At 65.5% G+C, this 22,579-nt stretch carries 22 protein-coding genes; 14 read left to right on the forward strand and 8 right to left on the reverse strand.

The window, feature by feature from the left end:
• Positions 1–3: 3 nt before the first annotated feature.
• The 4 genes from QFZ65_RS05085 to QFZ65_RS05100 form a co-directional block, all read right to left on the reverse strand.
• Complete coding sequence (locus QFZ65_RS05085) at positions 4–210, reverse strand: DUF2945 domain-containing protein (protein WP_306908636.1); 207 nt, start codon at positions 208–210, stop codon at positions 4–6.
• A 108-nt stretch (positions 211–318) separates the two neighbouring features.
• Positions 319–2,532 carry a S9 family peptidase gene (locus QFZ65_RS05090; RefSeq protein ID WP_306908638.1) on the reverse strand — a complete coding sequence of 738 codons (2,214 nt, stop codon included), beginning with the start codon at positions 2,530–2,532 and terminating at the stop codon, positions 319–321.
• A gap of 27 nt (positions 2,533–2,559) precedes the next feature.
• On the reverse strand, positions 2,560–3,567 hold the full coding sequence (locus tag QFZ65_RS05095; RefSeq protein ID WP_306908639.1) for an LCP family protein: 1,008 nt from the start codon (positions 3,565–3,567) through the stop codon (positions 2,560–2,562).
• A 67-nt stretch (positions 3,568–3,634) separates the two neighbouring features.
• A complete protein-coding gene (locus QFZ65_RS05100; RefSeq protein ID WP_306908641.1) occupies positions 3,635–4,240 on the reverse strand; it encodes a low molecular weight phosphatase family protein in 606 nt (201 codons plus the stop codon).
• A gap of 222 nt (positions 4,241–4,462) precedes the next feature.
• Between QFZ65_RS05100 and paaA the strand changes: the two genes are divergently transcribed.
• The 7 genes from paaA (at position 4,463) to galU (ending at position 10,576) form a co-directional block, all read left to right on the forward strand.
• Positions 4,463–5,500 (forward strand): 1,2-phenylacetyl-CoA epoxidase subunit PaaA, encoded by a 1,038-nt coding sequence (gene paaA, locus QFZ65_RS05105; RefSeq protein WP_306908643.1) that lies wholly within the window; start codon positions 4,463–4,465, stop codon positions 5,498–5,500.
• Positions 5,497–5,976: a 1,2-phenylacetyl-CoA epoxidase subunit PaaB gene (gene paaB, locus QFZ65_RS05110; protein WP_306908645.1), complete on the forward strand. Its 480-nt coding sequence runs from the start codon at positions 5,497–5,499 to the stop codon at positions 5,974–5,976. The genes paaA and paaB overlap by 4 nt, the downstream gene beginning before the upstream one ends.
• Positions 5,977–6,098: 122 nt before the next feature.
• Complete coding sequence (gene paaC / locus QFZ65_RS05115) at positions 6,099–6,962, forward strand: 1,2-phenylacetyl-CoA epoxidase subunit PaaC (protein ID WP_306912501.1); 864 nt, start codon at positions 6,099–6,101, stop codon at positions 6,960–6,962.
• A gap of 11 nt (positions 6,963–6,973) precedes the next feature.
• A complete protein-coding gene (gene paaD, locus QFZ65_RS05120) occupies positions 6,974–7,516 on the forward strand; it encodes a 1,2-phenylacetyl-CoA epoxidase subunit PaaD (RefSeq protein WP_306912502.1) in 543 nt (180 codons plus the stop codon).
• A 9-nt stretch (positions 7,517–7,525) separates the two neighbouring features.
• On the forward strand, positions 7,526–8,767 hold the full coding sequence (gene paaE / locus QFZ65_RS05125) for a 1,2-phenylacetyl-CoA epoxidase subunit PaaE (RefSeq protein ID WP_306908647.1): 1,242 nt from the start codon (positions 7,526–7,528) through the stop codon (positions 8,765–8,767).
• A gap of 42 nt (positions 8,768–8,809) precedes the next feature.
• Positions 8,810–9,589: an enoyl-CoA hydratase/isomerase family protein gene (locus QFZ65_RS05130; protein ID WP_306908649.1), complete on the forward strand. Its 780-nt coding sequence runs from the start codon at positions 8,810–8,812 to the stop codon at positions 9,587–9,589.
• A gap of 96 nt (positions 9,590–9,685) precedes the next feature.
• Positions 9,686–10,576 carry a UTP--glucose-1-phosphate uridylyltransferase GalU gene (gene galU, locus QFZ65_RS05135; RefSeq protein WP_306908651.1) on the forward strand — a complete coding sequence of 297 codons (891 nt, stop codon included), beginning with the start codon at positions 9,686–9,688 and terminating at the stop codon, positions 10,574–10,576.
• Between the two features lie 79 nt (positions 10,577–10,655).
• Here galU and QFZ65_RS05140 read toward each other — a convergent pair whose 3' ends face one another.
• The 4 genes from QFZ65_RS05140 to QFZ65_RS05155 all read right to left on the reverse strand — a co-directional run bounded on the left by QFZ65_RS05140 (position 10,656) and on the right by QFZ65_RS05155 (position 14,532).
• The gene (locus tag QFZ65_RS05140) at positions 10,656–11,630 is read right to left on the reverse strand and encodes a GDP-L-fucose synthase (RefSeq protein WP_306908653.1); all 975 of its coding nucleotides are present in this window, start codon (positions 11,628–11,630) and stop codon (positions 10,656–10,658) included.
• Positions 11,630–12,658 carry a GDP-mannose 4,6-dehydratase gene (gmd, locus tag QFZ65_RS05145; protein WP_306908654.1) on the reverse strand — a complete coding sequence of 343 codons (1,029 nt, stop codon included), beginning with the start codon at positions 12,656–12,658 and terminating at the stop codon, positions 11,630–11,632. Before gmd ends, QFZ65_RS05140 begins: the two co-directional genes overlap by 1 nt.
• Positions 12,655–13,929, reverse strand: a complete 1,275-nt coding sequence (locus QFZ65_RS05150; RefSeq protein WP_306908656.1) for a glycosyltransferase family 4 protein — start codon at positions 13,927–13,929, stop codon at positions 12,655–12,657. Before QFZ65_RS05150 ends, gmd begins: the two co-directional genes overlap by 4 nt.
• A gap of 138 nt (positions 13,930–14,067) precedes the next feature.
• Positions 14,068–14,532, reverse strand: a complete 465-nt coding sequence (locus QFZ65_RS05155; protein ID WP_306908658.1) for an Lrp/AsnC family transcriptional regulator — start codon at positions 14,530–14,532, stop codon at positions 14,068–14,070.
• 159 nt (positions 14,533–14,691) lie between these two features.
• Between QFZ65_RS05155 and pdhA the strand changes: the two genes are divergently transcribed.
• The 7 genes from pdhA to QFZ65_RS05190 all read left to right on the forward strand — a co-directional run bounded on the left by pdhA (position 14,692) and on the right by QFZ65_RS05190 (position 22,571).
• Positions 14,692–15,885 (forward strand): pyruvate dehydrogenase (acetyl-transferring) E1 component subunit alpha, encoded by a 1,194-nt coding sequence (pdhA, locus tag QFZ65_RS05160; protein WP_306908661.1) that lies wholly within the window; start codon positions 14,692–14,694, stop codon positions 15,883–15,885.
• Positions 15,882–16,994 (forward strand): alpha-ketoacid dehydrogenase subunit beta, encoded by a 1,113-nt coding sequence (locus QFZ65_RS05165; protein WP_306908663.1) that lies wholly within the window; start codon positions 15,882–15,884, stop codon positions 16,992–16,994. The genes pdhA and QFZ65_RS05165 overlap by 4 nt, the downstream gene beginning before the upstream one ends.
• Before the next feature lie 2 nt (positions 16,995–16,996).
• Entirely contained in the window at positions 16,997–18,682 is a 1,686-nt protein-coding gene (locus QFZ65_RS05170; protein ID WP_306908665.1) for a dihydrolipoamide acetyltransferase family protein, read from the forward strand.
• 165 nt (positions 18,683–18,847) lie between these two features.
• Positions 18,848–20,179, forward strand: coding sequence for a histidinol dehydrogenase (gene hisD / locus QFZ65_RS05175; RefSeq protein ID WP_306908666.1), 1,332 nt, complete (start codon positions 18,848–18,850; stop codon positions 20,177–20,179).
• Between the two features lie 14 nt (positions 20,180–20,193).
• Positions 20,194–21,003, forward strand: a complete 810-nt coding sequence (locus QFZ65_RS05180; protein ID WP_306908667.1) for an ABC transporter substrate-binding protein — start codon at positions 20,194–20,196, stop codon at positions 21,001–21,003.
• Between the two features lie 85 nt (positions 21,004–21,088).
• The gene (locus QFZ65_RS05185) at positions 21,089–21,742 is read left to right on the forward strand and encodes an amino acid ABC transporter permease (RefSeq protein ID WP_306908669.1); all 654 of its coding nucleotides are present in this window, start codon (positions 21,089–21,091) and stop codon (positions 21,740–21,742) included.
• Positions 21,735–22,571: an amino acid ABC transporter ATP-binding protein gene (locus QFZ65_RS05190; protein ID WP_306908671.1), complete on the forward strand. Its 837-nt coding sequence runs from the start codon at positions 21,735–21,737 to the stop codon at positions 22,569–22,571. The genes QFZ65_RS05185 and QFZ65_RS05190 overlap by 8 nt, the downstream gene beginning before the upstream one ends.
• Positions 22,572–22,579 lie beyond the last annotated feature (8 nt).

A 22,579-nucleotide genomic window follows, 5' to 3' on the forward strand; every position in this document is an offset into this window, starting at 1 on the left:
GCGTTATTTCTTTTCCGTCAGGGCAGAGCCTTTGTGCGCGGCCCTGGCACCGGTTTTGGCCGACTCCACGACATACTGGGGCTCGTCCTCGCTGGCCCGGTGGGTGTGCCCGTCCAGTTCGAAGTCGCTGACTTTCTTCTCCACAACCGTTCCGTGCGTGGGGCCCTGGGGCGTGTTCCATTCCACCGGTGTTCCCTTACTCAGCGACATCTGTGCTCCTTGGGGTCTGGACGCCTTGCGGCGGTTGCGGGCCAGCAATGAGACTCAATAGTAAGCATGATGAACGTTGTCCGGAATGGGCCCCCGGGCCGGATCCTCCTATTTCGGTCCGGCTCCCGGCAGCAGCTCGCTGGCCCCGAGGGAATCGGCGACGAAGGCGTAGTCCCAGGCCCGTTCACGCCAATGCACGTAGCGGCCCGACGCCCCGCCGTGGCCGCCATCCATCTCGATCTTCATCACGACGGGTTCGCTGCCGGTTGTCTCCTCGCGCAGCCGCTGCACCCACTTGGCGGGTTCGACGTACAGCACGCGGGTGTCATTGAAGCTCGTGACGGCAGCGATTTTGGGGTAGGGCGCGCGGCGGACGTTCTCGTACGGCGTGTACGACTTCATGTAGGCGTACACGTCCGCGTCCGTGATCGGGTTGCCCCATTCCTCCCATTCCAGGGCGGACAGCGGCAGCTCCGGATCCAAAATGGTGGTCAGGGCGTCCACGAACGGCACGGCAGCGACAATCGCCGCGTACTTTTCCGGGGCAAGGTTGGCAACAGCGCCCATCAGCAGGCCTCCGGCGGAACCGCCCATGGCGGCCACCCGCGCAGGATCCACCCAGCCGGACCGGGCCAGCCAGTCGGTGGCCGCGATGAAGTCGGTGAAGGTGTTTTTCTTGTGCAGCTTTTTGCCGTTCTCGTACCAGTGCCGGCCGAGCTCGCCGCCGCCACGGACATGGGCGATCACGAACACCACGCCGCGGTCCAGCAGCGAGAGCCGGGGGATCGCGAAGCCCGGGTCCATGCTCAGCTCGTAGGAGCCGTAGCCGTACACGAGGCCGGCCGCCGTCGAGTCCTGCTTGACCGAGGCGTGGCGGAGTACCGAGAGGGGGATCCGGGTGCCGTCCGCGGCCACGGCCCACTCCCGTGAGGCCACGTAGTCGCCGGGCGTGTAGCCCCCGAGTACAGGGCTTTCCTTGCGCAGGAGCAATTCGCCGTCGGGTTTCCCCGCGGTCGGCAGCACGAAGTCGTACACGCGGGTCGGGGTGAAGTAGGAGGTGTAGCCCATCCGGATGACAGGGGCGTCGTAGTCCGAGCCCGCGACCTCGGCCGTGTAGAGCTCCTCCTCGAAGGCCGGCTCCACCGGAGCGGCCTGCGCCGGCGTGCCGAGGCCCGCGAGGGCAAGGACCTGCACCCGTTCGATGGTGTCCTTCCGCACGGAGACGAAGACATGCGTTGCGGTGACGCCGGCGCCGTTGACGCGGACCTCGTCGGAATGCCCGACGACGGTAGTCCAGTGCTGTTCGGCGACCGGTTTGGCGAGCTCCCCGGGGTCCACGAGGGAGATCATGGAGTTGACCGCGTCCCTGTTGTGCGTCAGGAGGAGCCGCTCCTCGCCATCCAGGAGGAACGGCTCGGCCTCGTACAGGATGCGTTCCGCGCGCGAAATGACGGTGCTGAGCCCGCCCTCCGGCGCGTCGAACCGCAGCAGCCTGGTTTCGCTGAACTCGGAGCAGCCGATGCTCAGCACCAGGTGGCGTCGGTCGGCCGAGAGTTCGAATCCGAGCCACATCGCGACGTCGTCCTCCTGATAAAGGACCTCGTCGTCGGCGACGGGTGTGCCGAGGACGTGGGACTTCACCTGGTAGGGCCGCCATGAGTCGTCCACCACGGTGTAGAAGATCCGGGTTCCGTCCGGCGAAAACGCGATGCCGTAAAAGACGTTTTCGATCACGTCAGGAAGGAGCGCGCCGGTCCGGAGGTCCTTGACGCGCAGCGTGAAGCGCTCGTCGCCGGAGTTGTCCACGGCGTAGGCGTAAAGGGTCCCGTCGACGGTCACGGCGGCGCCCCCCACCGAAAAGAAGGGCTTTCCCTCCGCCTCAACGTTGCCGTCCAGCAGGACTTCCTCACCGGGAACCTCGACGCCGGCCTCAACGGCGGGGGGAGTCCAGTCCGCCACCCGGTCCTCGGTGTCCTGGGCACGCACGCGGCACTGGATGCCGTATTCCTTGCCTTCGACCGAACGCGTGTAGTACCACCAGCCGTCCTTGCGGTTGGGCACGGAAAGGTCCGTCTCCTGCGTGCGCCCCTTGATCTCCTGGAAGATGGCCTCGCGCAGCGGCTCCTGGTGGGCGGTCACCGACTCCTGGTAGGCGTTTTCCGCCTTGAGCAGGTCCACGACTTCCGCAGAGTCCTTCTGGCGCAGCCACTCGTAGTTGTCCACGAACGAATCGCCGTGGTGCGTGCGGAGGAAGGGGACCTTCCTGGCGACGGGAGGCTGCGGTTCGTTCAGCGCAGTGGGCTGCGACGGGATGTGGGTCATTGGTCCAATGTACCGAAGAGCGCCTGCTCAGTTGCCGTTCTGCAGGTTGTTGGCGGCGACGTACTGGGCCAGCGTCCCCCCTGCAAGCGCTGCGGAGACCGCAGCGGTCGCCGCAGGATCCTGCAGGATGATCGACTGGCCGTCCCGGCTGGTTCCGCTGCCCGCCGTCGGAAGCGTGAAGAACACGCCGTGTCCGGGAGGCGTGCTGCGGAGGCTGTAGGCGAGGCTTTCCACCGCCTCAAGGCCGAAGCCGGCGTCGAGGGTGATGTGGGGCAGGACGGTCCGGACGAGTCTCTTGACGGTGTCCCGGTCCGCGAGACCGCCTTCGTTTGCCAGCTTCGCCAGTGCGGCTTTGAGGAAGGTCTGCTGGTTGCGGACGCGCTGGTAGTCGCCGTCGAGGAAGGCGTGGCGTTCCCGCACAAAGGACAGCGCCTGGGCGCCGTTAAGCCTGTTTACGCCCGCCGGAAAATAATACGGCGTGTCTACGGTGGACGTGAAGGGGAACTGCACATCGACGTCGATGCCGCCGAGGGCATCCGTCAGGGCGGCAAACCCCTCAAAGTCGGCCATCACTGTGTGGTCGATGGGCTGGCCAAACAAGGCTGCCACCGTCTGCGTCTGCAGCGGCAGGCCGCCCAGTTGGAGGGCAGCGTTGATTTTCGCGGCTCCATGCCCGGGAATATCCACCCACAGGTCCCGCAGAATCGAAATGCCGTAGACGTTCTGCCGGTCAGCCGGGAGGTGGATGAACACCAGGACATCGGCGCGCTGGTCGGAGGCGGCGCCGGAGGCCGCATCCGCGCGCGCATTCACCCGGCTGTCGCTGCCAACGAGCAGCAGGTTCAGGGCGGCCGGCGGCGGTTCCGGCGTCGGTGTGGGGGTGGGGGTGGGCGCGGGCGTGGGCACCGGTGAAACCTCCGGCGCCGCAGCTGCGGGACTGGCGGTCGCCGCGGGGGCGGGCGCCTCTGTCCGCGGCCGGCCCAGGAGATACGCCCCGCCCGCGACGGCGAGGATCAGCAGGGCGGCAATCGCCATGAGGAGGGGCCGCCGGTGGCGCTCTAGGAGCGGAGCAGCCGTCCTCCCCGCCGCCGAAGTGTCCACATCACACCTCCGCCGGCGCGGTCCGGTGGGCGAACCGGACGATGGCGAGCACAGCCGGGGCCAGTTCGTCCTCCATCCGCTGATAGGCCTCCGGAGCCAGCCCGTAGGGGTCTGCAACGTCATTGTCCGCGGCATCGCTTGCCAGGGCGAGGTGCCGCACACCTGCGGCCCGGGCGGGAAGCGTCCTCCACCAACCGACCAGATCGGTCTCCGGAGCAGGTCGGGAGTCGCGCTCCTCCAGTACGGTCAACATGCGGGCGAACTCGCGGATGGTGAAGGCGCGCTTCAGCACCGACGGATCCATCCGGACCACCTCGCTGCGATGGGTCGACGTCATGGTGAGGATGAGGTCAGTGCCGCGCAGCATCCCCGGCGTCAGCTGGCGTGCCGCAAAGCCGCCGCTCCTCCCGCCGTAGGTTTCAATGATTCGGGCACAAGGTAGGTGGATCGGGGAGCCAGTCATCGCGTACGTTCCCGCACTCTGAACCTGGAAGGTGCCGGCCCTGACCGCGTCGAGGCCGGCCTGAAGCGCGCGCTCCGCTACTGGGGAGCGACAGATGTTGCCGGTGCAGACCGTGAGGATCCGGACAATCGAGGGACTTTCCACGTTTCCTATTTTCCGTCGCCACTGTTCCTGGTGCCCGCGCGGTCACCGCGATTCCGCCGTGTGGCGATTCCGGCGGAGTGCTCCAGAGGCTACCACCGGGAGCTCCGGCAAAACTTGGAATCCGCTGGGACCGGCCGGGCCGGTGCTTGACGCATCTCCGAGCTTCCACATATCCTGAACGAACGGTCGGTAATTATTTATGGGATATGCATAGGAGCAACCATGGCATCGCAGACCCTGCAGTCGGCGCCCGCAGAGCCAACACCGGGACGGAACGGACAGAGCCTCGAGGATGCGGCGCGGCGGGACGTTGAGGGACAGGCCTACTTCGACAAGGTCATGGCGGACGATTCCCGCATCGAGCCGCGGGACTGGATGCCGCCGGCGTACCGCAAGACCCTGTTGCGGCAGATCTCCCAGCATGCCCACTCCGAGATCATCGGCATGCAGCCGGAAGCAAACTGGATCTCCCGGGCCCCGAGCCTCAAGCGCAAGGCCATCCTGATGGCCAAGGTCCAGGACGAGGCCGGGCATGGCCTGTACCTGTACTCCGCGGCCGAAACCCTCGGCCAGCCGCGCGACCAGATGATGGCCGACCTCATCGCCGGAAAGGCACGGTACTCCTCGATCTTCAACTATCCGGCTCTCACGTGGGCGGACATGGGGGCCATCGGATGGCTGGTGGACGGCGCCGCCATCTGCAACCAGGTGCCGCTGTGCCGCGCATCCTACGGCCCGTACGGCCGCGCCATGGTCCGGATCTGCAAGGAGGAGTCCTTCCACCAGCGACAGGGCTTCGAGATCCTGCTGGAGCTCTCCAAGGGGACCCCCGAACAGAAGCAGATGGCCCAGGATGCCGTGAACCGCTGGTATGCCCCGGCGCTGATGATGTTCGGCCCGCCGGATGACGATTCGCCCAACTCGAAGCAGTCCATGGCGTGGAACATCAAGCGCTTCAGCAACGATGAACTCCGCAGCCGCTTCGTGGGGATGATGGTGGAGCAGGTCAGGGTCCTCGGCCTGACCCTCCCGGACAAGGACATCCGCTTCAACGAGGAAACCCGGAAATGGGAGCACGGTCCGCTGGACTGGGATGAGTTCAAGGAAGTGCTCGCCGGCCGCGGCCCCTGCAACGCGCAGCGGCTGGAACGCCGAAGGGCAGCGCACGACGACGGCGCCTGGGTCCGCGAGGCAGCCGCCGCCTATGCGGACAAACAGCGGGCAAAACAGTCAGCGACGACGAAGGAATACGCAGCATGAGCCCACACGGCAACCCGGAAGTCCCGGCCAGTTCGGCCAGCGAGATCAACCGCGGCGCAGAAAGCGTCCCCGCCGGCTCCCCAGCCTCGCAAGCTCGGCCGGGGACCCCTGCCGGCGTGGGCCCAGCCGCCGGCTCCCCAGCCTCGCAACACACCGGGTCCCCGGCTCCACAGCAGAATGAGGAAACAGCAGGCCGCAACGCCTGGGGGCTTTGGGAGGTTTTCGTCCGGTCGAGCCGTGGCCTGAGCCATGTGCACGCCGGTTCCCTGCACGCCCCGGATGCCGCCATGGCCCTGCGCAACGCCCGCGACCTCTACACCCGCCGCAACGAAGGCGTCTCCATCTGGGTAGTCCCGGCTGACGCCATCGCCGCCAGTGACCCGGACGCCAAGGGCTCGTTCTTCGAGTCGCCCCAGGGCAAGGACTACCGGCACGCGACGTATTACACCAAGAGCGAAGGGGTGAAGCACCTGTGATCCCCACCGGCTCCCACAGCTCGCAAGCTCGCAGCGGGTCCCTCGCCGGCGTGGCCCCTGCTGACGATACGGAGACATCAGGCCACAGTGACATCTCCACCGGCATCCCCACCGCTGCAGGCATGGCCGGAGGCGACTCCAATGCCAGCGCCACCCGCATCACCCCCGGCAACGCCCTCCGCCCGGAGGACATCGCCCTCGAAGTCCGCACCGGCCTCGCCAAACCAACAGACGACGTAGCCGAATACGCCCTCAGGCTCGGCGACGACGCCCTCATCCTCGCCCAGCGCTTAGGCCACTGGATTTCCCGCGCTCCCGAGCTGGAGGAGGACGTGGCCCTCGGAAACATCGCCCTGGACCAGCTGGGCCATGCCCGTTCCTTCCTCAGCTACGCCGGCGGCTCCCTCGGCGGGGATGGCGGAGCGAAGAGCGAGGACGATCTCGCCTACTTCCGCCGGGAGCACGAGTTCCGGTCCGCGCACCTGTTCGAGCAGCCCAACGGGGACTTTGCCGTCACCATCGCCCGCCAGTTTGCCGTGAGCTACTACCAGTTCGAGTTGTACCGCCGGCTGACCGAGTCCACCGACGCCACATTGGCGGCCATAGCGGCCAAGGCCGTGAAGGAAGTGGACTATCACCGCGACCACAGTGCGCAGTGGATCCTCCGCCTCGCACTCGGCACGGAGGAATCCCGCAGCCGCATCATCCACGGGCTGCGGCTGGTCTGGCCGTACGTCGGCGAGCTGTTCGAGGACGATGAGCTGACCGCCCGCCTGGCTGAAACGGGCGCCGCCGTCGAACCGTCCAGCCTGAAAGCCGACTTTGACCGGCTCACCGGAGGTGTCCTGGCCGAGGCGGAGCTGGAGGTGCCGCAGGTGCCCTTCGCGCCGGGCGGTGGACGCCGCGGCCGGCACTCCGAGCACCTTGGCTACATCCTTGCCGAGATGCAGGTGCTGGCCCGGGAGCATCCCGGAGCAACCTGGTGACCGCCGTGGACATGTTTGTGCAGGACGCCGGGGCCAGGACCAGGGAAACCTCCGCGGAGCAGAAGGCGTGGGCCCTTGCGGCCACGGTCTGCGACCCGGAGATCCCCGTCCTCACCATTGAGGATCTGGGGATACTCCGCCAGGTCCGGGTGTTCGACGACGGCGGGATGGTCCCGGCGGTCCAGGTCACCATCACCCCGACGTACTCCGGCTGCCCCGCAATGGACGCGATCCGCGATGACCTCAAGGCTGTGTTCGGGGCGGCCGGTTACCCCAGCGTGCATGTGGAACTGGTGCTCGCCCCGGCATGGACCACGGACTGGATGACCGAAGCTGGAAAGGCCAAGCTGCAGGAGTACGGCATAGCGCCGCCCTCGGGCCGTGCTGCCGCCGGCGGACACTCCGGAACAGTCCGACTCACCCTCGCCGTGAAATGCCCGCAGTGTTCGTCGTTGAAGACCAAGGAACTCACCCGCTTCGGCTCCACCTCCTGCAAGGCGCTGTACGTGTGCCAGGACTGCAAGGAACCGTTCGACTACTTCAAAGTGCTGTAAGGAAGCCCCATGCCTGTTGTCCGCCAGACCGCCGCCGAATCGGCGCAGGCCACCGGCCGCCGCCGTCCGTCCTTCCACACGCTCGGCGTGAAGGAGGTGCGCCGGCTCACCGAGGACGCCATCGAGGTGGGCTTCCACGTCCCGCCGGAGCTCGCCGGGCAGTTCGACTACCTGCCCGGCCAGTACGTGGCCTTGCGCACCAAGCTCCCGGACGAGACCGGCGAACTGCACGAGGTGCGCCGCAGCTACTCCATCTGCGCCGAGCCGCGCAGCTTCGCGGACGGCAGCAGCGAGATCCGCGTGGCGGTGAAGAAGGACCTGGGCGGGCTGTTCTCCACGTGGGCCAACGCCGAACTGAAGGTTGGCGACACTCTGGACGTCATGAGCCCGATGGGCGCGTTCGTGTCCAAGCACGGCCGGGACGGCAAAGCCGTGGAGCAGAACCGCATGAACTCGATGAACAACCCGGAGGAGCTGGCGGGGGACGTCGCCTCCAGCGGGGAAGCGAGCTTCGTTGCCATCGCCGCAGGCAGCGGCATCACTCCGGTAATCGCGATCGCCCGCACACTGCTGGCCAAAAACCCGGAGTGCCGGTTCGACCTGATCTACGCCAACAAGGCCGCCATGGACGTGATGTTCCTGGAGGAGCTGGCAGACCTGAAGGACAAGTACCCGCAGCGGCTGGCCATCCACCACGTGCTGTCACGCGAGCAGCGGATCGCGCCGCTGCTCAGCGGCAGGATCGACGCCGAGAAGCTCCGCCAGCTGCTGGGCACCGCCATCCACGCGGACGACGTGGACGAGTGGTTCCTGTGCGGGCCGTTCGAGCTGGTGCAGCTGTGCAGGGACACCCTGGCTGAGCGCGGGGTGAAGCCCGAGAACGTCCGGTTCGAGCTGTTCACGTCCGGCAAGCCGGACCGGCCGGAGGGGCACGCCGGCCGGCCGGTGGTGGTGGACGAGTCCAAGGAGACCTTCAAGATCACGTTCAAGCTGGACGGCCTGCAGGGCGAGGTGGCCAGCCCGACGCACGCCCGGGAGTCCATCCTCAACGCCGCGCTGCGGGTCCGCCCCGATGTGCCGTTCGCGTGCGCCGGGGGAGTGTGCGGAACGTGCCGGGCCAAGGTGGTCACCGGCAGCGTGACCATGGACGAGAACTACGCCCTCGAGCAGGACGAGCTGGACAAGGGGTACGTGCTGACCTGCCAGAGCCACCCCACGACGCCGGAAGTCACCGTCGACTTCGACGTCTAGCCTCGCCGGCCCGAACCTGTCCCGACCCGAAAAAGGAACCCCATGATCTCCCTCTCCGTCGACGCCGGCATCGCCGAGATCGTGCTGGATGCACCGCACAAGCTCAACGCGCTGGACGAGCAGGCGCTGGCCGATCTTGGGCGTGCGTACGACGACGGCGCTGACGCGGCCGCGCGCGGGGAGGTCAGGGCGCTGCTGCTCCGGGGCGCGGGGCGGGCCTTCTGCGCCGGGCGGGACATCGCTGGAGTGACGCCCGAAAGCGACGACGCGCAGGCCTACCTCGGCGGGCTGGTCCAGCCGCTGCTCCAAAAGATGAGCTCCTTCCCGGCACCGACCTTCGCGGCCGCGCAGGGCGCCTGCCTCGGAGTCGGGCTCGGGCTGCTGCTGGCCACGGATGTGGTGTACGTCGCGGAGAACGCTAAGTTCGGATCCCCGTTCGCCAAACTCGGCGCCACCTTGGATTCCGGCGGCCACTGGTACTTCACCGAACGCCTCGGCATGCACCGGACCCTGGACCTTATCTATACGGCCGAACTGATCAGCGGCGCCGAAGCTGTGGCGCGCGGGCTGTTCAGCAGGGCGATGCCCGCGGACGAACTGCTGGAGCGCACCCGGGCGATCGTGGCCGGCGTGGCCACCGGTGCCACGGGGGCGTTCAATGCGAGCAAGGAACTGGTCGCGCACATCCGGGACCAGCGCCTCGGGCTGTGGGAAGCAATGGAAGAGGAAAACGCCGAGCAGGCGCGGCTGTGCAAGAGCGACGACTACGCCGAAGGGTTCCGGGCCTTCCAGGAGAAGCGGCCACCTGTTTTCAAGGGCTGAGGGCCGGGCCGCCCGACTACTGAGACCAAGTTGTCTCTGTACTTGTCTTTGGGCCAAGCGGTTCTCATTTCGAATACGCGCTTGTAGGGTTCGGATATGACTTCGGGGAAACGATTGATCAAGGCCGTCATTCCGGCTGCCGGGCTGGGAACACGATTCCTTCCCGCCACCAAGGCGATGCCCAAGGAGATGCTGCCGGTGGTGGACCAGCCGGCCATCCAGTATGTGGTGGAGGAAGCAGTCCGGGCCGGGCTGACCGATCTGCTGATGATTACCGGCCGGCAGAAGCGTGCCCTCGAGGACCATTTCGACCGCGAGCCCAGCCTGGAACGCGCGTTGGAGCTCAAGGGCGACCTGGACAAGCTGGACGCGGTCCGGCACGCCTCCGGCCTGGGCCCGCTGCATTACGTCCGCCAGCGCGACCCCAAGGGCCTGGGCCACGCCGTCCTGTGCGCCCGACAGCACGTGGGCGACGAGCCGTTCGCGGTCCTCTTGGGCGACGATCTGATTGACGAGCGCGATGAGCTCCTGACCACCATGATTGACGTGCAGGCCAGGACTGGAGGTTCCGTGGTGGCCCTGATCGAGGTCTGCCCGGCCGAAATCAGCGCCTACGGCTGCGCTGCTGTGTCCGGCATTCCTGGCGAGGACCACGTGAGGATTAACGGCCTGGTGGAAAAGCCCGACGCTGCCGATGCCCCCTCAAACTATGCCGTGATCGGCAGGTACGTGTTGCACCCCGCGGTGTTCGACGTTTTGGAACGCACTGCCCCTGGCCGGGGCGGGGAAATCCAGCTCACCGACGCGCTGCAGTCCCTGGCCGTCTCCGGCAGCGAAGGCGGTGGCGTTTACGGGGTGGTCTTCAACGGCCGCCGGTACGACACCGGTGACAAGCTGAGCTACCTCAAAGCCGTCATATCCATCGCCGCGGACAGGGTGGAATTCGGCGAGGAGCTGCGCGCCTGGATGAAAGCATTCGTAAGCTGACGGCAGGGAGTCCTCGTCAAGGGTGGCAAAGAAAAAGCGGTCCAGGGCTTGGTTGCCCCGGACCGCTCGTTTTTGTTCCTCAGGCCCTGATGTGCTCGATGTTTGCCCGATACCATTCGACAGTGCTTTTCACGCCCTCCGCCAGACCGATCCGCGCCGACCACCCGGCGCTAGCCAGCTTGGAGACATCCAATAGCTTCTGCGGCGTGCCATCGGGTTTGGTTGTATCCCAAGCAATCTGTCCGTCGTAGCCGACGGCCCCCGCCACAATGGAGGCCAGCTCCTTGATGGTGACGTCGGATCCTGTCCCTACGTTCACCTGCGCGGCACCGTCATAGTGCTCCAGCAGGTGCAGGCAGGCTGAAGCCATGTCGTCCACGTGCAGGAACTCGCGTCGAGGGGACCCACTTCCCCAGTTGGTGACGCTGCCGGCTTTGGCCTCGGCCGCTTCGTCGAGGCGGCGGATCAGGGCGGGAAGAACGTGGGAGCCCTCCCTTGAGAAGTTGTCCCCCGGGCCGTACAGGTTGGTGGGCATCGCCGAGATCCACGGCAGCGAGTACTGGCGGCGGATGGCCTGGACATGCATGATGCCAGCAATTTTCGCTATGGCGTAGGCGTCATTAGTAGGTTCCAAATGGCCGGTCAACAACGATTCCTCGCGGATGGGCTGCGCGGCGAACTTGGGGTAGATGCAAGACGACCCGAGGAACAAGAGCCTCTCCACCCCGCATTCGCGGGCTGCGTCCAGGACATTCACCTGGATCCTCAGATTGTCACTGAGGAAGTCGACCGGGTAGGTGTTGTTGGCGTGAATGCCCCCTACTTTGGCTGCAGCCAGGACCACGTAGCGCGGCTTGGTGGCCGCGAAGAATTCGAAGACGTCGGTACGGTTCTTCAGGTCCAGCTCCTCGGACGTGCGCCCGACCAGGTTGGTGAACCCTTCATATTTAAGATGCCGCCAGAGGGCCGACCCGACAAGACCTCGATGGCCCGCTATATAAAAGGCCGCCGAACGGTCCAGCGGGGCTGGTTCGAAGGCAACCGCGGTCCCCACTAGCTTTTCCAGCTTTCCAGGTCCACGCTGTCGATCCAGCTGTCGCCGGCGTGCTTCAACGCTTCGATATCGGCGTCCACCATGATTCGCGCGAGTTCAGGCGTGTGGACAGAGGCCTTCCAGCCGAGTTTTACCTGGGCTTTGGACGCATCTCCGATCAAGGCGTCAACTTCGGTCGGCCGCAGGTACCGTTCATCGAACCGGACGTGGTCCTCCCAGTTAAGGCCAGCGTGGTCGAAGGAGATCTGCAGGAAGTCACGAACGGTATAGTTTCCGCCGGTTGCAAGCACGAAGTCCTCTGGCTCATCGGCCTGAAGCATCCGCCACATACCCTCGACGTACTCCGCAGCGTATCCCCAGTCACGGACAGCGTCGAGATTTCCCATGTAGAGCAAATCCTGCTTGCCCGCTTTGATGGCAGCCACGGCCCGGGTGATTTTGCGAGTGACAAAGGTCTCGCCCCGCCGGGGAGACTCGTGGTTGAAGAGGATGCCGTTGACCGCGAACATGCCGTACGCCTCACGGTAATTCCTAGTGATCCAATAGCTGTAGACCTTGGCCGCACCATAAGGGGATCGCGGATAGAACGGAGTTTCTTCGTTTTGGGGAGGAGGTGTGGCTCCGAACATCTCGGAGGAGGACGCCTGATAAAACCTCGTTTGTATCCCTGACATCCGCACGGCTTCCAGGAGGCGGATCGTACCGACGCCGGTCGTATCGGCTGTGTGCTCGGGCTCGTCGAACGAGACGCGGACGTGGGACTGGGCCGCCAGGTTGTACACCTCATCCGGCCTGATCTGGGCCAGCAGCGTGACGAGGCGCGCACCATCACTCAGGTCGCCGTAATGGAGGAACAGTTGAGCGTTCGGGTCGTGCGGATCGACGTAGAGGTGGTCGACCCTGGCGGTGTTGAAGGTCGACGCCCGGCGAATCAGGCCATGTACCTCATACCCTTTGCTCAACAGCAGTTCTGTCAGGTACGAGCCGTCTTGGCCCGTAATGCCGGTGATAAGTGCACGCTTGGTCATTTTGTCCCCCATAGGTTCGAAAGAAGAAGATGCGCGGGCTTGAGCCTGCCCGCAGGTGTAAAGCTGTGAATGAATTCGTCATACGCGGCCATCGCTGCGGCTTCAGAAAGGGTTACCTGCCGGAACTTCAACCCGTTTTCGCCGAGTTCTTTGGCAAGAATCTTGTCAGAGCCGAGCGCCTCGGCTGCCGCGACTAAAGCGGCAGGATCATCCGCATCAACACGAACTCCGGCTGCCGCGGATGCGATCTCTTCGGCGGTCACGCTATTGGCGTCTGTCGCGGCCAAGACAGGAACGCCCGCATTGAAGTAGGACGTGAGCTTGCTCGGCACCGACATCTCTCTGACGCCGGGTAGCTCGTTTACCAGGAGGACGTCAGCAGCAGTCAGCGCGGTTTGGAAATCGGCGTCGGGAAGTGAATCCACGAAGGAAATGTTGCCTATTCCCTCAGCCGCCGTCTCCAGAGCCTTCCGTTGGTTACCGTCGCCCATGAGTATGAACCGCACCGCGCTTCCCCCTGCCGCGGCAAGGCGCGCAGCAGCGATGACGTTCTCCAGACCCTGTTTCTTCCCCATGTTTCCTGCGTGGAGAACGATGATTTCGCTGCTTTTCCAACCAAGTGTGTCCCGGAGCTCCTGCTGCCCAGTAGCCGGGGGCGGTGGGAGATGAGTCCAATTCCTAACTACACGGACTTTCCGGTCCGGAACGTCCAAAGCGTCTGTGATGTACGTGCGGAACCGCTCATGGATCGCGACCACCCCGTCCGCGCAGCCCAGAATCCCCGATTCCAGCCGCACGGCAAGGCGAGCGGCCGGTCCCGTTGCCATGCTTGTTTCCACCGCGCCCCGGCTGTACAGGTCCTGGACCCAGATGAGGATCGGAACCTTTTTGCGGGCCAGCCGCGCTCTAATGGCTGCGAGGCCCGTGGAAATGAGGGCAGGGCTGACCAGGATGATGACGTCAGGCGTATCCCATCGGGCAGCCACAACCCGTAGCCCAAACAGGACTTCCATTAAAACTCTCCGTAAGCCCATGGGCTTGCGCGGAATATAGTGACGGAGCCTCTTTATCTTGACACCGTCAACGGCCTCGGTTATTTGCCAACCGTCGTAACCCTGCCAACGTTGCCACTCGGGGTAGTGCGGAAACCCGGTTATGACACTTACCGCGTGGCCGGCCGCGGAGAGATTTTTAGCCAAACTCGTCGTATACGGAGCATTCCCGGACCGCTCGGGAGCGTAATTTAGCCCGATAATGGTGATTCTTGTCATTGAGACCGCCAAATACTGGTTATGAATTCCACGGATGTGGCATTAGCGACGCCCTGCTCGCCGTCAATGCGACTGTGTTGTTGACGATCTTAGAAAGGGCCGGCTAACCCGGCACGAGTATCTACTACTTGGTTTTTCCTACCGGGTGTCCAGGTCTTCAAACACGAGGAAGGTCTGGGTGTCGAGCACTCCGGGCATTGATTGGAGCTGGTCGAAGATGACGCGGCGCAGATCGATGTTGTCCACGGCGCGCACCAGCAGGATGACGTCGAAATCCCCGCCTACCAGGGCAATGTGGTGCACTTCGGGAATGGCCCGGAGCAACTCCCGAAGTTCCCGCCAGGAGTGCTGGCGCACCTTGAGGGTGACGTAGGCCGATGACTTAAGGCCGGCCTTGATGGGGTCCACCAGTGCCGTGAACTTGGTCAGGACCCCCTCGCCTGTCAGGCGGGCAATCCGGGTGTAGGCATGGGCCCGGGAGACGTGGACGTTTTCCGCCACCTGGGTCACCGACATCCTGCCGTCCCGGGTCAGCTCGGCAATGATGTGCCGGTCCACATCGTCCAGCGGCACGGCCGCCTGCTCCGGTTCGGTCTCTGCCATTTGTCCACAACTCCTGCCCGTAACCCAGCTCACACTTCCGTTTCGTCTTTGAGACTAGGCGCTATCCAGAGACTTTTCCATGATCCGCGCCAGGGGTGGATACGAAACCGCACCCGAATGCATACTGAGAGCGAATAGTGGATACAGAAGGACGGACCGATGACGATCTCCGCAGACCACACTGCACAGCACTCCGCCGCTGAGAACCCGGGAGCGGAGGCTGTCCGCAAGTTCGGCATCTCGGTTGAGGACTACATGCTTCCGGCGAGGCACCCGATCCAGATGGTGGGACCGGACGGCACACTCAACCCGCACACCGGGCAAGGCGCCCAGCCCGGTCATGAGTACAGCCTCCCCGGCGATGACGAGCTTCTGGCCGCCTACGAGCAGCTCGTGGTCGGACGCCGCGTCAATGACCAGAATTCCGCCCTCGTCCGGCAGGGCAGGATGGCCGTCTACCCCTCCAGCCATGGCCAGGAGGCCTGCCAGGTCGCGGCCGCGCTCTGCCTCTCGGACGGCGACTGGATGTTTCCCACCTACCGCGACTCGGTGGCCGTGATGGCCCGCGGCGTGGACCCGGTCCAGACCATGACGCTTTTCCGCGGCGACTGGCACGGCGGCTACGACCCCGCCAGGCATAAGGTGGGCATCCAGTGCACGCCGCTGACCACTCAGCTGCTCCACGGCGTCGGGGTGGCCCACGCCGCCAAGCTGCGCGGCGAGGACACCGTCGTCCTGGCCATGTGCGGCGACGGCGCCACCAGCGAGGGCGACTTCCACGAAGCACTGAACTTCGCGGCGGTGTTCCACCTGCCGGTCATCTTCTTTGTCCAGAACAACCAGTACGCCATCTCGGTCCCGTTGGCACACCAGTCCGTCGCCCCGTCACTGGCGCACAAGGCCGTCGGCTACGGGATGGCGGGCGAACGCGTGGACGGCAACGACGTTGTGGCCCTGCTCGCCGTGCTGCGCCGCGCCGTCAAGCTCGCCCGGGAGGGCTCCGGGCCGCTGCTCGTCGAGGCCCACACATACCGGATGCAGGCGCACACCAATGCCGACGATGCCACGCGGTACCGTCAGGACAGCGAAGTCGCGCAGTGGGTGGCGAAAGACCCGCTCAGCCGGATGCAGGCCTACCTGACGGAGCGCCGCCTGCTCGACGACGAGCGTGCCGCCCGCATCGCCGAGAAGGCCGAAGCCGTTGCGGCCCAGCTCCGCGAGGGCCTCAGCGAGGACGTCCCGGTGGAGCCGCAGGACCTTTTCAACTACGTCTTCTCGACACCGACCCCGCAACTGAAGGAACAGTCCGCCCTGCTCGCGGACGAGCTCTCCCGGGAAGAGGCAGCCAAATGAGCCCCACAGTCACCACGTCGTCCGAGGCGAACGGCAACGTCAGTTCCGCCACCGCGCGGGCGGCGGCCAAGGCGGCGGCAGCAGCCGAACTCACCGGGCCGCAGACCATCACGCTCGCCAAGGCGCTGAACACCGCACTGGCCGACGCCATGCACACGGACCCGTCGGTCCTGGTCTTCGGCGAGGACGTCGGCATGCTCGGCGGCGTCTTCCGCATCACGGACGGCCTGACCAAGACGTTCGGCTCCAACCGATGCTTTGACACCCCGCTGGCAGAGTCCGGCATCGTCGGCATGGCCGTCGGCATGGCCATGAACGGCATGCGCCCGGTCATCGAGATGCAGTTCGACGCTTTCGCCTACCCTGCGTTTGAACAGATCGTGAGCCACGTCGCCAAGATGCACAACCGCACCAAGGGTGCCGTCAAGCTCCCGATGGTCATCCGCGTCCCGTACGCCGGCGGGATCGGGGGAGTGGAGCACCACTGCGATTCCTCGGAGGCCTACTACGCGCACACCGCCGGGCTTAAGGTCTTCACCCCGTCCACGGTGGCCGACGGCTACAGGATGCTGCGCGAAGCCATCGACTCGGATGACCCCGTCATATTCATGGAGCCCAAAAAGCTCTACTGGTCCAAGGATCTGGTGGACCTGGACGGGCTCCGAACCGAACATGCGGCGAATGCGGCACGCGGCACCTCCTCCGAGGGCCGCGCCGCCGTCGCCCGCTCCGGCACCGACGCCACGCTGGTCGCCTACGGCCCGTCGGTCCCGACGGCGCTCGCCGCCGCAGCGGCCGCCGCGGACGAAGGGCGCTCGCTGGAAGTGATCGACGTCCGGTCGATCGTGCCCTTCGACGACGAAACGGTCTGCGCCTCCGTTCGCAAGACAGGCCGCGCCGTCGTCATCGCCGAGGCGCACGGCTTCGCCTCCGTGGCCTCCGAAATCGTCGCCCGCGTGCAGGAACGCTGTTTCCACCATCTCGCCGCGCCGATCCGCCGGGTCACCGGCTTCGACGTGCCGTACCCGGCGCCGAAACTCGAGCACTACTACCTGCCCGGCGTGGACCGCATCCTCGACGCCGTTGACGACCTCCAGTGGGAAGACTGACCATGAGCGAACCGAAAGTATTCCTCCTCCCGGACCTCGGCGAAGGACTCACCGAAGCCGAACTCGTCAACTGGCTCGTGGCCGTGGGGGACGAAATCCGCGTGGACCAACCGATCGCCGAGGTTGAGACCGCGAAGTCCATGGTCGAGGTGCCTTCGCCTTACGCCGGGACCGTCGCGGTGCTGCATGGCGAACCCGGCCAGACGCTCGACGTCGGGAAGCCGCTGATCTCTGTGACTCCGATTGGTGGTGCGGGCGTTGCTGCTGGCGCCGCCACAGGCAGTGCCGCACGTGGGGCCGCCACAGGCAATGCCGCCCCCGCCCCCGGTGGGGCCGCCGCGGATGATGCCGCCCCCGCCCCTTCGCCGGACGGCATTGCTGCAAGCAGCATGCCGTCCGGCTCCGACAGGCCCGATGCCACTCCCGGGGCGGCATCATCCGCGCCGACTGGGTCCGCGGGTACGTCACCTTCCGTCGATGATCAGCCGCCTGCTGCCGCGGCTGACCCGCCTTCTGCTGCTGCCGCCGGTGAGGCGTACCGGGAGGAGGAGAAGGCTGGGTCTGGGAATGTCTTGATCGGATATGGGACTCCTGGCGGGGCGGGGGTTGCTCGGCGGACGCGGGCTCCCAGGGCTTCCGTGAGCCAGGCCGTGGGTGCCGTGGAGGTGTCCGAGGCTGAGAAGGCTGCCGATGAGCTGTTGCTGATGCGGACCCGGGTGCCGGGGAAGCTTGGGGCTGTTATTTCTCCGCTGGTCCGGCGGATGGCGCGCGATCATGGGGTTGACCTGGGGGAGCTGCAGGGGTCGGGGACCAGCGGGCTCATCATGCGGCGCGACGTTGAGGCTGTCATCAAGCCCTCGACGCTGCCTGAGCAGACAAAGCCCGTGCAGACGGAGCCGGTGCGGACGGAGCGGGTGCGGCCGGCGGAAGCTGCCGCCGGGATGGAGGGCACCGACGCCCGCACGGGCCTGGGCATCACCGGACGCACCGCGGTCCGCGGGGTGCGCAAGGCGGTTGCCGCGAACATGAGCCGCAGCCGGTCCGAAATTCCTGAAGCCACCGTCTGGGTGGACGTGGACGCCACGGCCCTCGTGGAGATGCGCGCCGCTTTGAAGAAGGCGGATCCGCACCACACCCCGGGCCTGCTTGCCTTCATCGCCCGCTTCGTCACCGCAGGGCTGAAGAAGTTCCCGGAACTGAATACCCGGATCGTCACCACGGAGGACACCACGGGCGGGGCCAGCCAGGAGATCGTGGCCTTCGACGGCGTCAACCTCGGCTTCGCCGCTCAGACTGACCGTGGCCTGATGGTGCCGTCGGTGCGCAATGCAGACAAGCTCAGCGCCCGCGAACTGGACGCCGAAATCCGCCGGCTCACCGCCGTCGTGCGTGAGGGCAAGGCGACTCCGGCGGAACTGGGCAGCGGCACCTTCACGCTGAACAACTACGGCGTGTTCGGGGTGGACGGCTCGGCCGCGATCATCAACCACCCGGAGGTGGGAATTCTCGGCGTCGGGCGGATCATCGACAAGCCCTGGGTGGTCAATGGCGAACTCGCGGTCCGCAAGGTCACCGAGCTGACCCTCACCTTCGACCACCGAGTCTGCGACGGCGGCACGGCCGGCGGGTTCCTCCGCTATGTCGCCGACGCGATGGAGAACCCGGCCTCGGCGCTCGCGGACCTGTGACGGCTGGGACGTCCAGTTGGGAACGACGGGGTCCAGTGGGCTCAGTGCCGCCTGAAGGCCCCCTTTCACGCGGAAAACACTCCGCTTTGATCACCGGATGACCCGGTGACAGATACCGCTTCAGCACCCGTTGTGCGATCGGTTCCGGACCACTAGTTTTGACCCATGCAACTATCGGCGCGTGACGCGGCGCACATTCGCGGGAGCGTTACCACACTGAAAGGCCCGGCCGTCGGCGGGGTGCCAGCCCAAAGGCTGCCCGAGGTGGTGGCGACAGTATCCGCGATGCTTGGTGACGTCGAGGCCAACGGCATGGACGCCGTCGTCCGCTACGCGCAAGAGCTGGACGGATGGCAGGGCGGCAACCTGGAGGTCAGCCGGTCCGACCTCGCCCGGACCGGCGACTCGCTCTCCCCGGAACTGCGGGAAGCTCTCATTGCCGGCGCGGAGCGGACCAGGCTGTTTGCGGTGGAGCAGCGCGAACGACTCACTGATTTCGAAACCGAGCTCCTTCCCGGCGTCTTCACCGGACAAAAATACGTTCCGGTCGGCCGCGTGGGCGCGTACCTCCCGGCCGGCCGGTTCCCCATTCTCGCCAGCGCCTTCATGACCGTCGGCGTGGCCAAGGTGGCCGGGGTCCGCAACATAACGGCCTGCACCCCACCCGCAGGGCCGGGCAGCGGAAACCCAGCCGTGCTATACGCCACCTACCTGGCGGGCGCAGACCGGACCTTCGTCCTCGGCGGGGTGCAGGCCATGGCTGCCATGGCATTCGGCCTCCTGGACGAGCAGCCCGCGGATATCCTGGTGGGCGCCGGTAACGCGTACGTCACGGAAGCCAAGCGGCAGCTGTTCGGGCGCGTCGGCATCGACCTCCTGGCCGGCCCCTCCGAGGTTGCCGTCATCGCCGATGAAACTGCCGACGCTGAGCTGGTGGCCGCGGACCTCCTCGGCCAGGCCGAACACGGCCCGCAGTCGCCGGCCGCCCTTGTGACCACCTCGCGGGAGTTGGGCGAAGCCGTTCTCCGGCACATCGACCAGCAACTGCGGACGCTGCCCACCCGGGACATTGCCGGGCCGGCATGGCGGGACTACGGCACCGTCTACGTGGCTGAGGACCGGGAAACGGCCGTCCAGATCATGGACCGGCTGGCGCCGGAGCACCTGGAAATCCAGACCGCGGACGATTCCTACTACCACGAGAACCTACAGAACTACGGCTCCATCTTTCTGGGCCGGTGGTCCACCGTGGCGTACTCGGACAAGGGCTCCGCCGGCACCAATCATGTTTTGCCCACCGGCGGAGGAGCCCGGTCCTCCGCCGGGCTGTCAGTGTCCCGGTTCCTTAAACCCCTCACCTTCCAGCGGGTGGAACGGGATGCGACCCCGCGGCTGGCCAACTACGTCAGAACGATCTCCGATTTCGAAGGCATGGCAGCCCACAAAGCCACCGCCGTGCTGCGGCTTGACCGCTTCAACACACCCACCCATTCCTAGCAAAGGCGTTCACAATGAGTTCAAGATTGTTCCGCAATCGTTTCGCCGCCCTCGTGCCTTTGGGGATGGCAACTGTTCTTGCCCTTTCCGGGTGCGGCTCGTCGGGCGGCTCACCCAGCAGCGGCGGCAGCGAACAGAAGACCATCACCATCGCAACATCCAACGATGCGCCTTTCTCATTCACGGACCAGGCCTCCGGTCAGCTCAAAGGCATCGATGGAGAGATGATCAACGCCATCGCCGAAGCCAAGGGATGGAAGATCAAGGTTTTCACTTCCGAGTACGCCACGCTGATCGCGGCACTGAACGCCAAGAAGGCGGACGCGATTGTCGACGCCATGTACATAACTGATGAACGGAAGAAGGAGATCAACTTCACCGATCCGTGGTACACCGAGGGTGAAGCCATGGTGGTCCCGTCCGATTCAACCCTGGCCTCACGCGACGACGTCAAGGGCAAGGTGCTTGGCGCCCAGACGGGAACCGTGTTCAAGGAACTCGTCGACAGCCTGGGGGGCAGCCAGGTCAAGCTCTTTGACTCGCAGGCCGCCCTGCTCGCGGCTGTGGAAAACAGGCAGGTCGATGCCGTCTTCACCGACAGCGCCGTCGTCGGCTACAGCCTGGTCCAGAAGCCGAACCCCAAGTTGAAGCTCGTCGACCCGTACAAGCCGTTCTACCCGGGCATCATCGGGGCCGGCGTGCGCAAGGACGATACCCAGCTGCTGGGCGACCTGAACTCGGGCCTGGCTGAGCTCAAGAAGAGCCCTAAGTACCTTGAAATCCTTAAGAAGTACGGTCTCGGCGAAGCGAACGTGGCCAAGTAAGTTCCTGCAACAATCAGGGCCGGCGGGCATCCGCTTTCGCGGCAGCAGCCTGCTGGCCCTGCCCGACGTTACTTAGGAATTCCACGTGGACTTCATCAAAAACACCTTTGCCGTGTTTCCGGCGCTTCTGCAGGCCGTACCCGTCGTCGTGCAGCTGGCCCTTGGCGCGATGGCGATGGCGCTGGTCCTGGGGCTGCTCATCGCGCTGGCCCGCATTTCTTCAGTCAAGATCGTCCGCGGGATCGCCACGGTCTATCTAGAGGTCATCCGCGGCACTCCGCTACTGGTCCAGCTGGTCTACATCTTCTTTGTCCTTCCCAGCATTGGGGTCAGCATCGAGCCGGTACCGGCCGGCATCCTCGGGCTCGGGCTGAATTACGCCGCCTACCTCTCCGAGGTCTTCCGCTCCGCGATCCTGTCCGTAGAGCACGGCCAGACCGAGGCCGCGCTGTCCCTTGGCTATACGCCCGGCAAGACCCTGTGGAAAGTAGTCATTCCACAGTCCTTCGTGGTCTCGATGGGGCCAATCGGCAACTACTTCATCGCCATGATCAAGGACACCGCCCTGACCTCGGTGATCGCCGTGACCGAGATCCTGAAGACGGCCAATATCCTTAACAGCCAAACCTTCCAGACCACGGCCATCTACACTGCAGCTGCCATTCTTTATCTGATCATCAGCCTCCCACTCTCGCGCGTCGTGGTAGTGCTTGAACGAAAGGCACGGGCCAATGGCTGACGAGACGATCATCGATGTGCGCGACGTCCACAAGACCTTCGTCTCGGACACCAAGCCGACAATCTGGCAGCGGCTCAGGGGACAGGTGCACGTACAGAAAAGGGTGGAAGTGCTCAAAGGGGTGGACCTGGTGGTCCACCGGGGCGAGACCATCGCCATCCTGGGCTCCAGCGGATCCGGCAAGAGCACCCTGCTGCGTTGCATCAACAAGCTCGAGACGATCGACGCCGGCCGGATTTACGTCAAGGGCCACCTGATCGGCTACGAGGAACGCAACGGTGAGCTGGTCGCGGAAAAAGCAAGCATCACCGCGCAGAAGCGCATCGACATTGGCTTTGTGTTCCAGCACTTCAATCTGTTCCTGAACAAAACCGCCCTCGGCAACGTCATGGCGCCCCTCCGGGACGTCAAGAAGCTTTCGGCGGAGGAAGCCCGGGCCATCGCCGTACCCACCCTCGAAATGGTGGGCCTCGGCGACAAGATGGAGAACTATCCCAGCAAGCTCTCGGGCGGGCAGAAGCAGCGGGTGGCCATCGCCCGTGCCCTGGCCATGGAACCAGCCGTGATGCTCTTCGACGAACCGACCTCCGCGCTGGATCCCGAGCTAGTGGGTGAAGTCCTTGCCGCCATCCGGAAGATCGCCCAACAGGGCACCACCATGGTGATCGTCACGCACGAGATGCAGTTCGCGCGGGACATCGCAGACCGGATCGTCGTGATGGACCAGGGCGTGATCGTTGAACAGGGACCACCGAGCGTTCTCTTCACGGCCCCGCAGCACCCTAAGACCCGGGCGCTGCTGAGCCGCTCGGGGATTCTCCCGGAGTAGCCGGCCGG

The organism is Arthrobacter sp. B3I9, assembly GCF_030816935.1.
Taxonomy (GTDB): domain Bacteria; phylum Actinomycetota; class Actinomycetes; order Actinomycetales; family Micrococcaceae; genus Arthrobacter.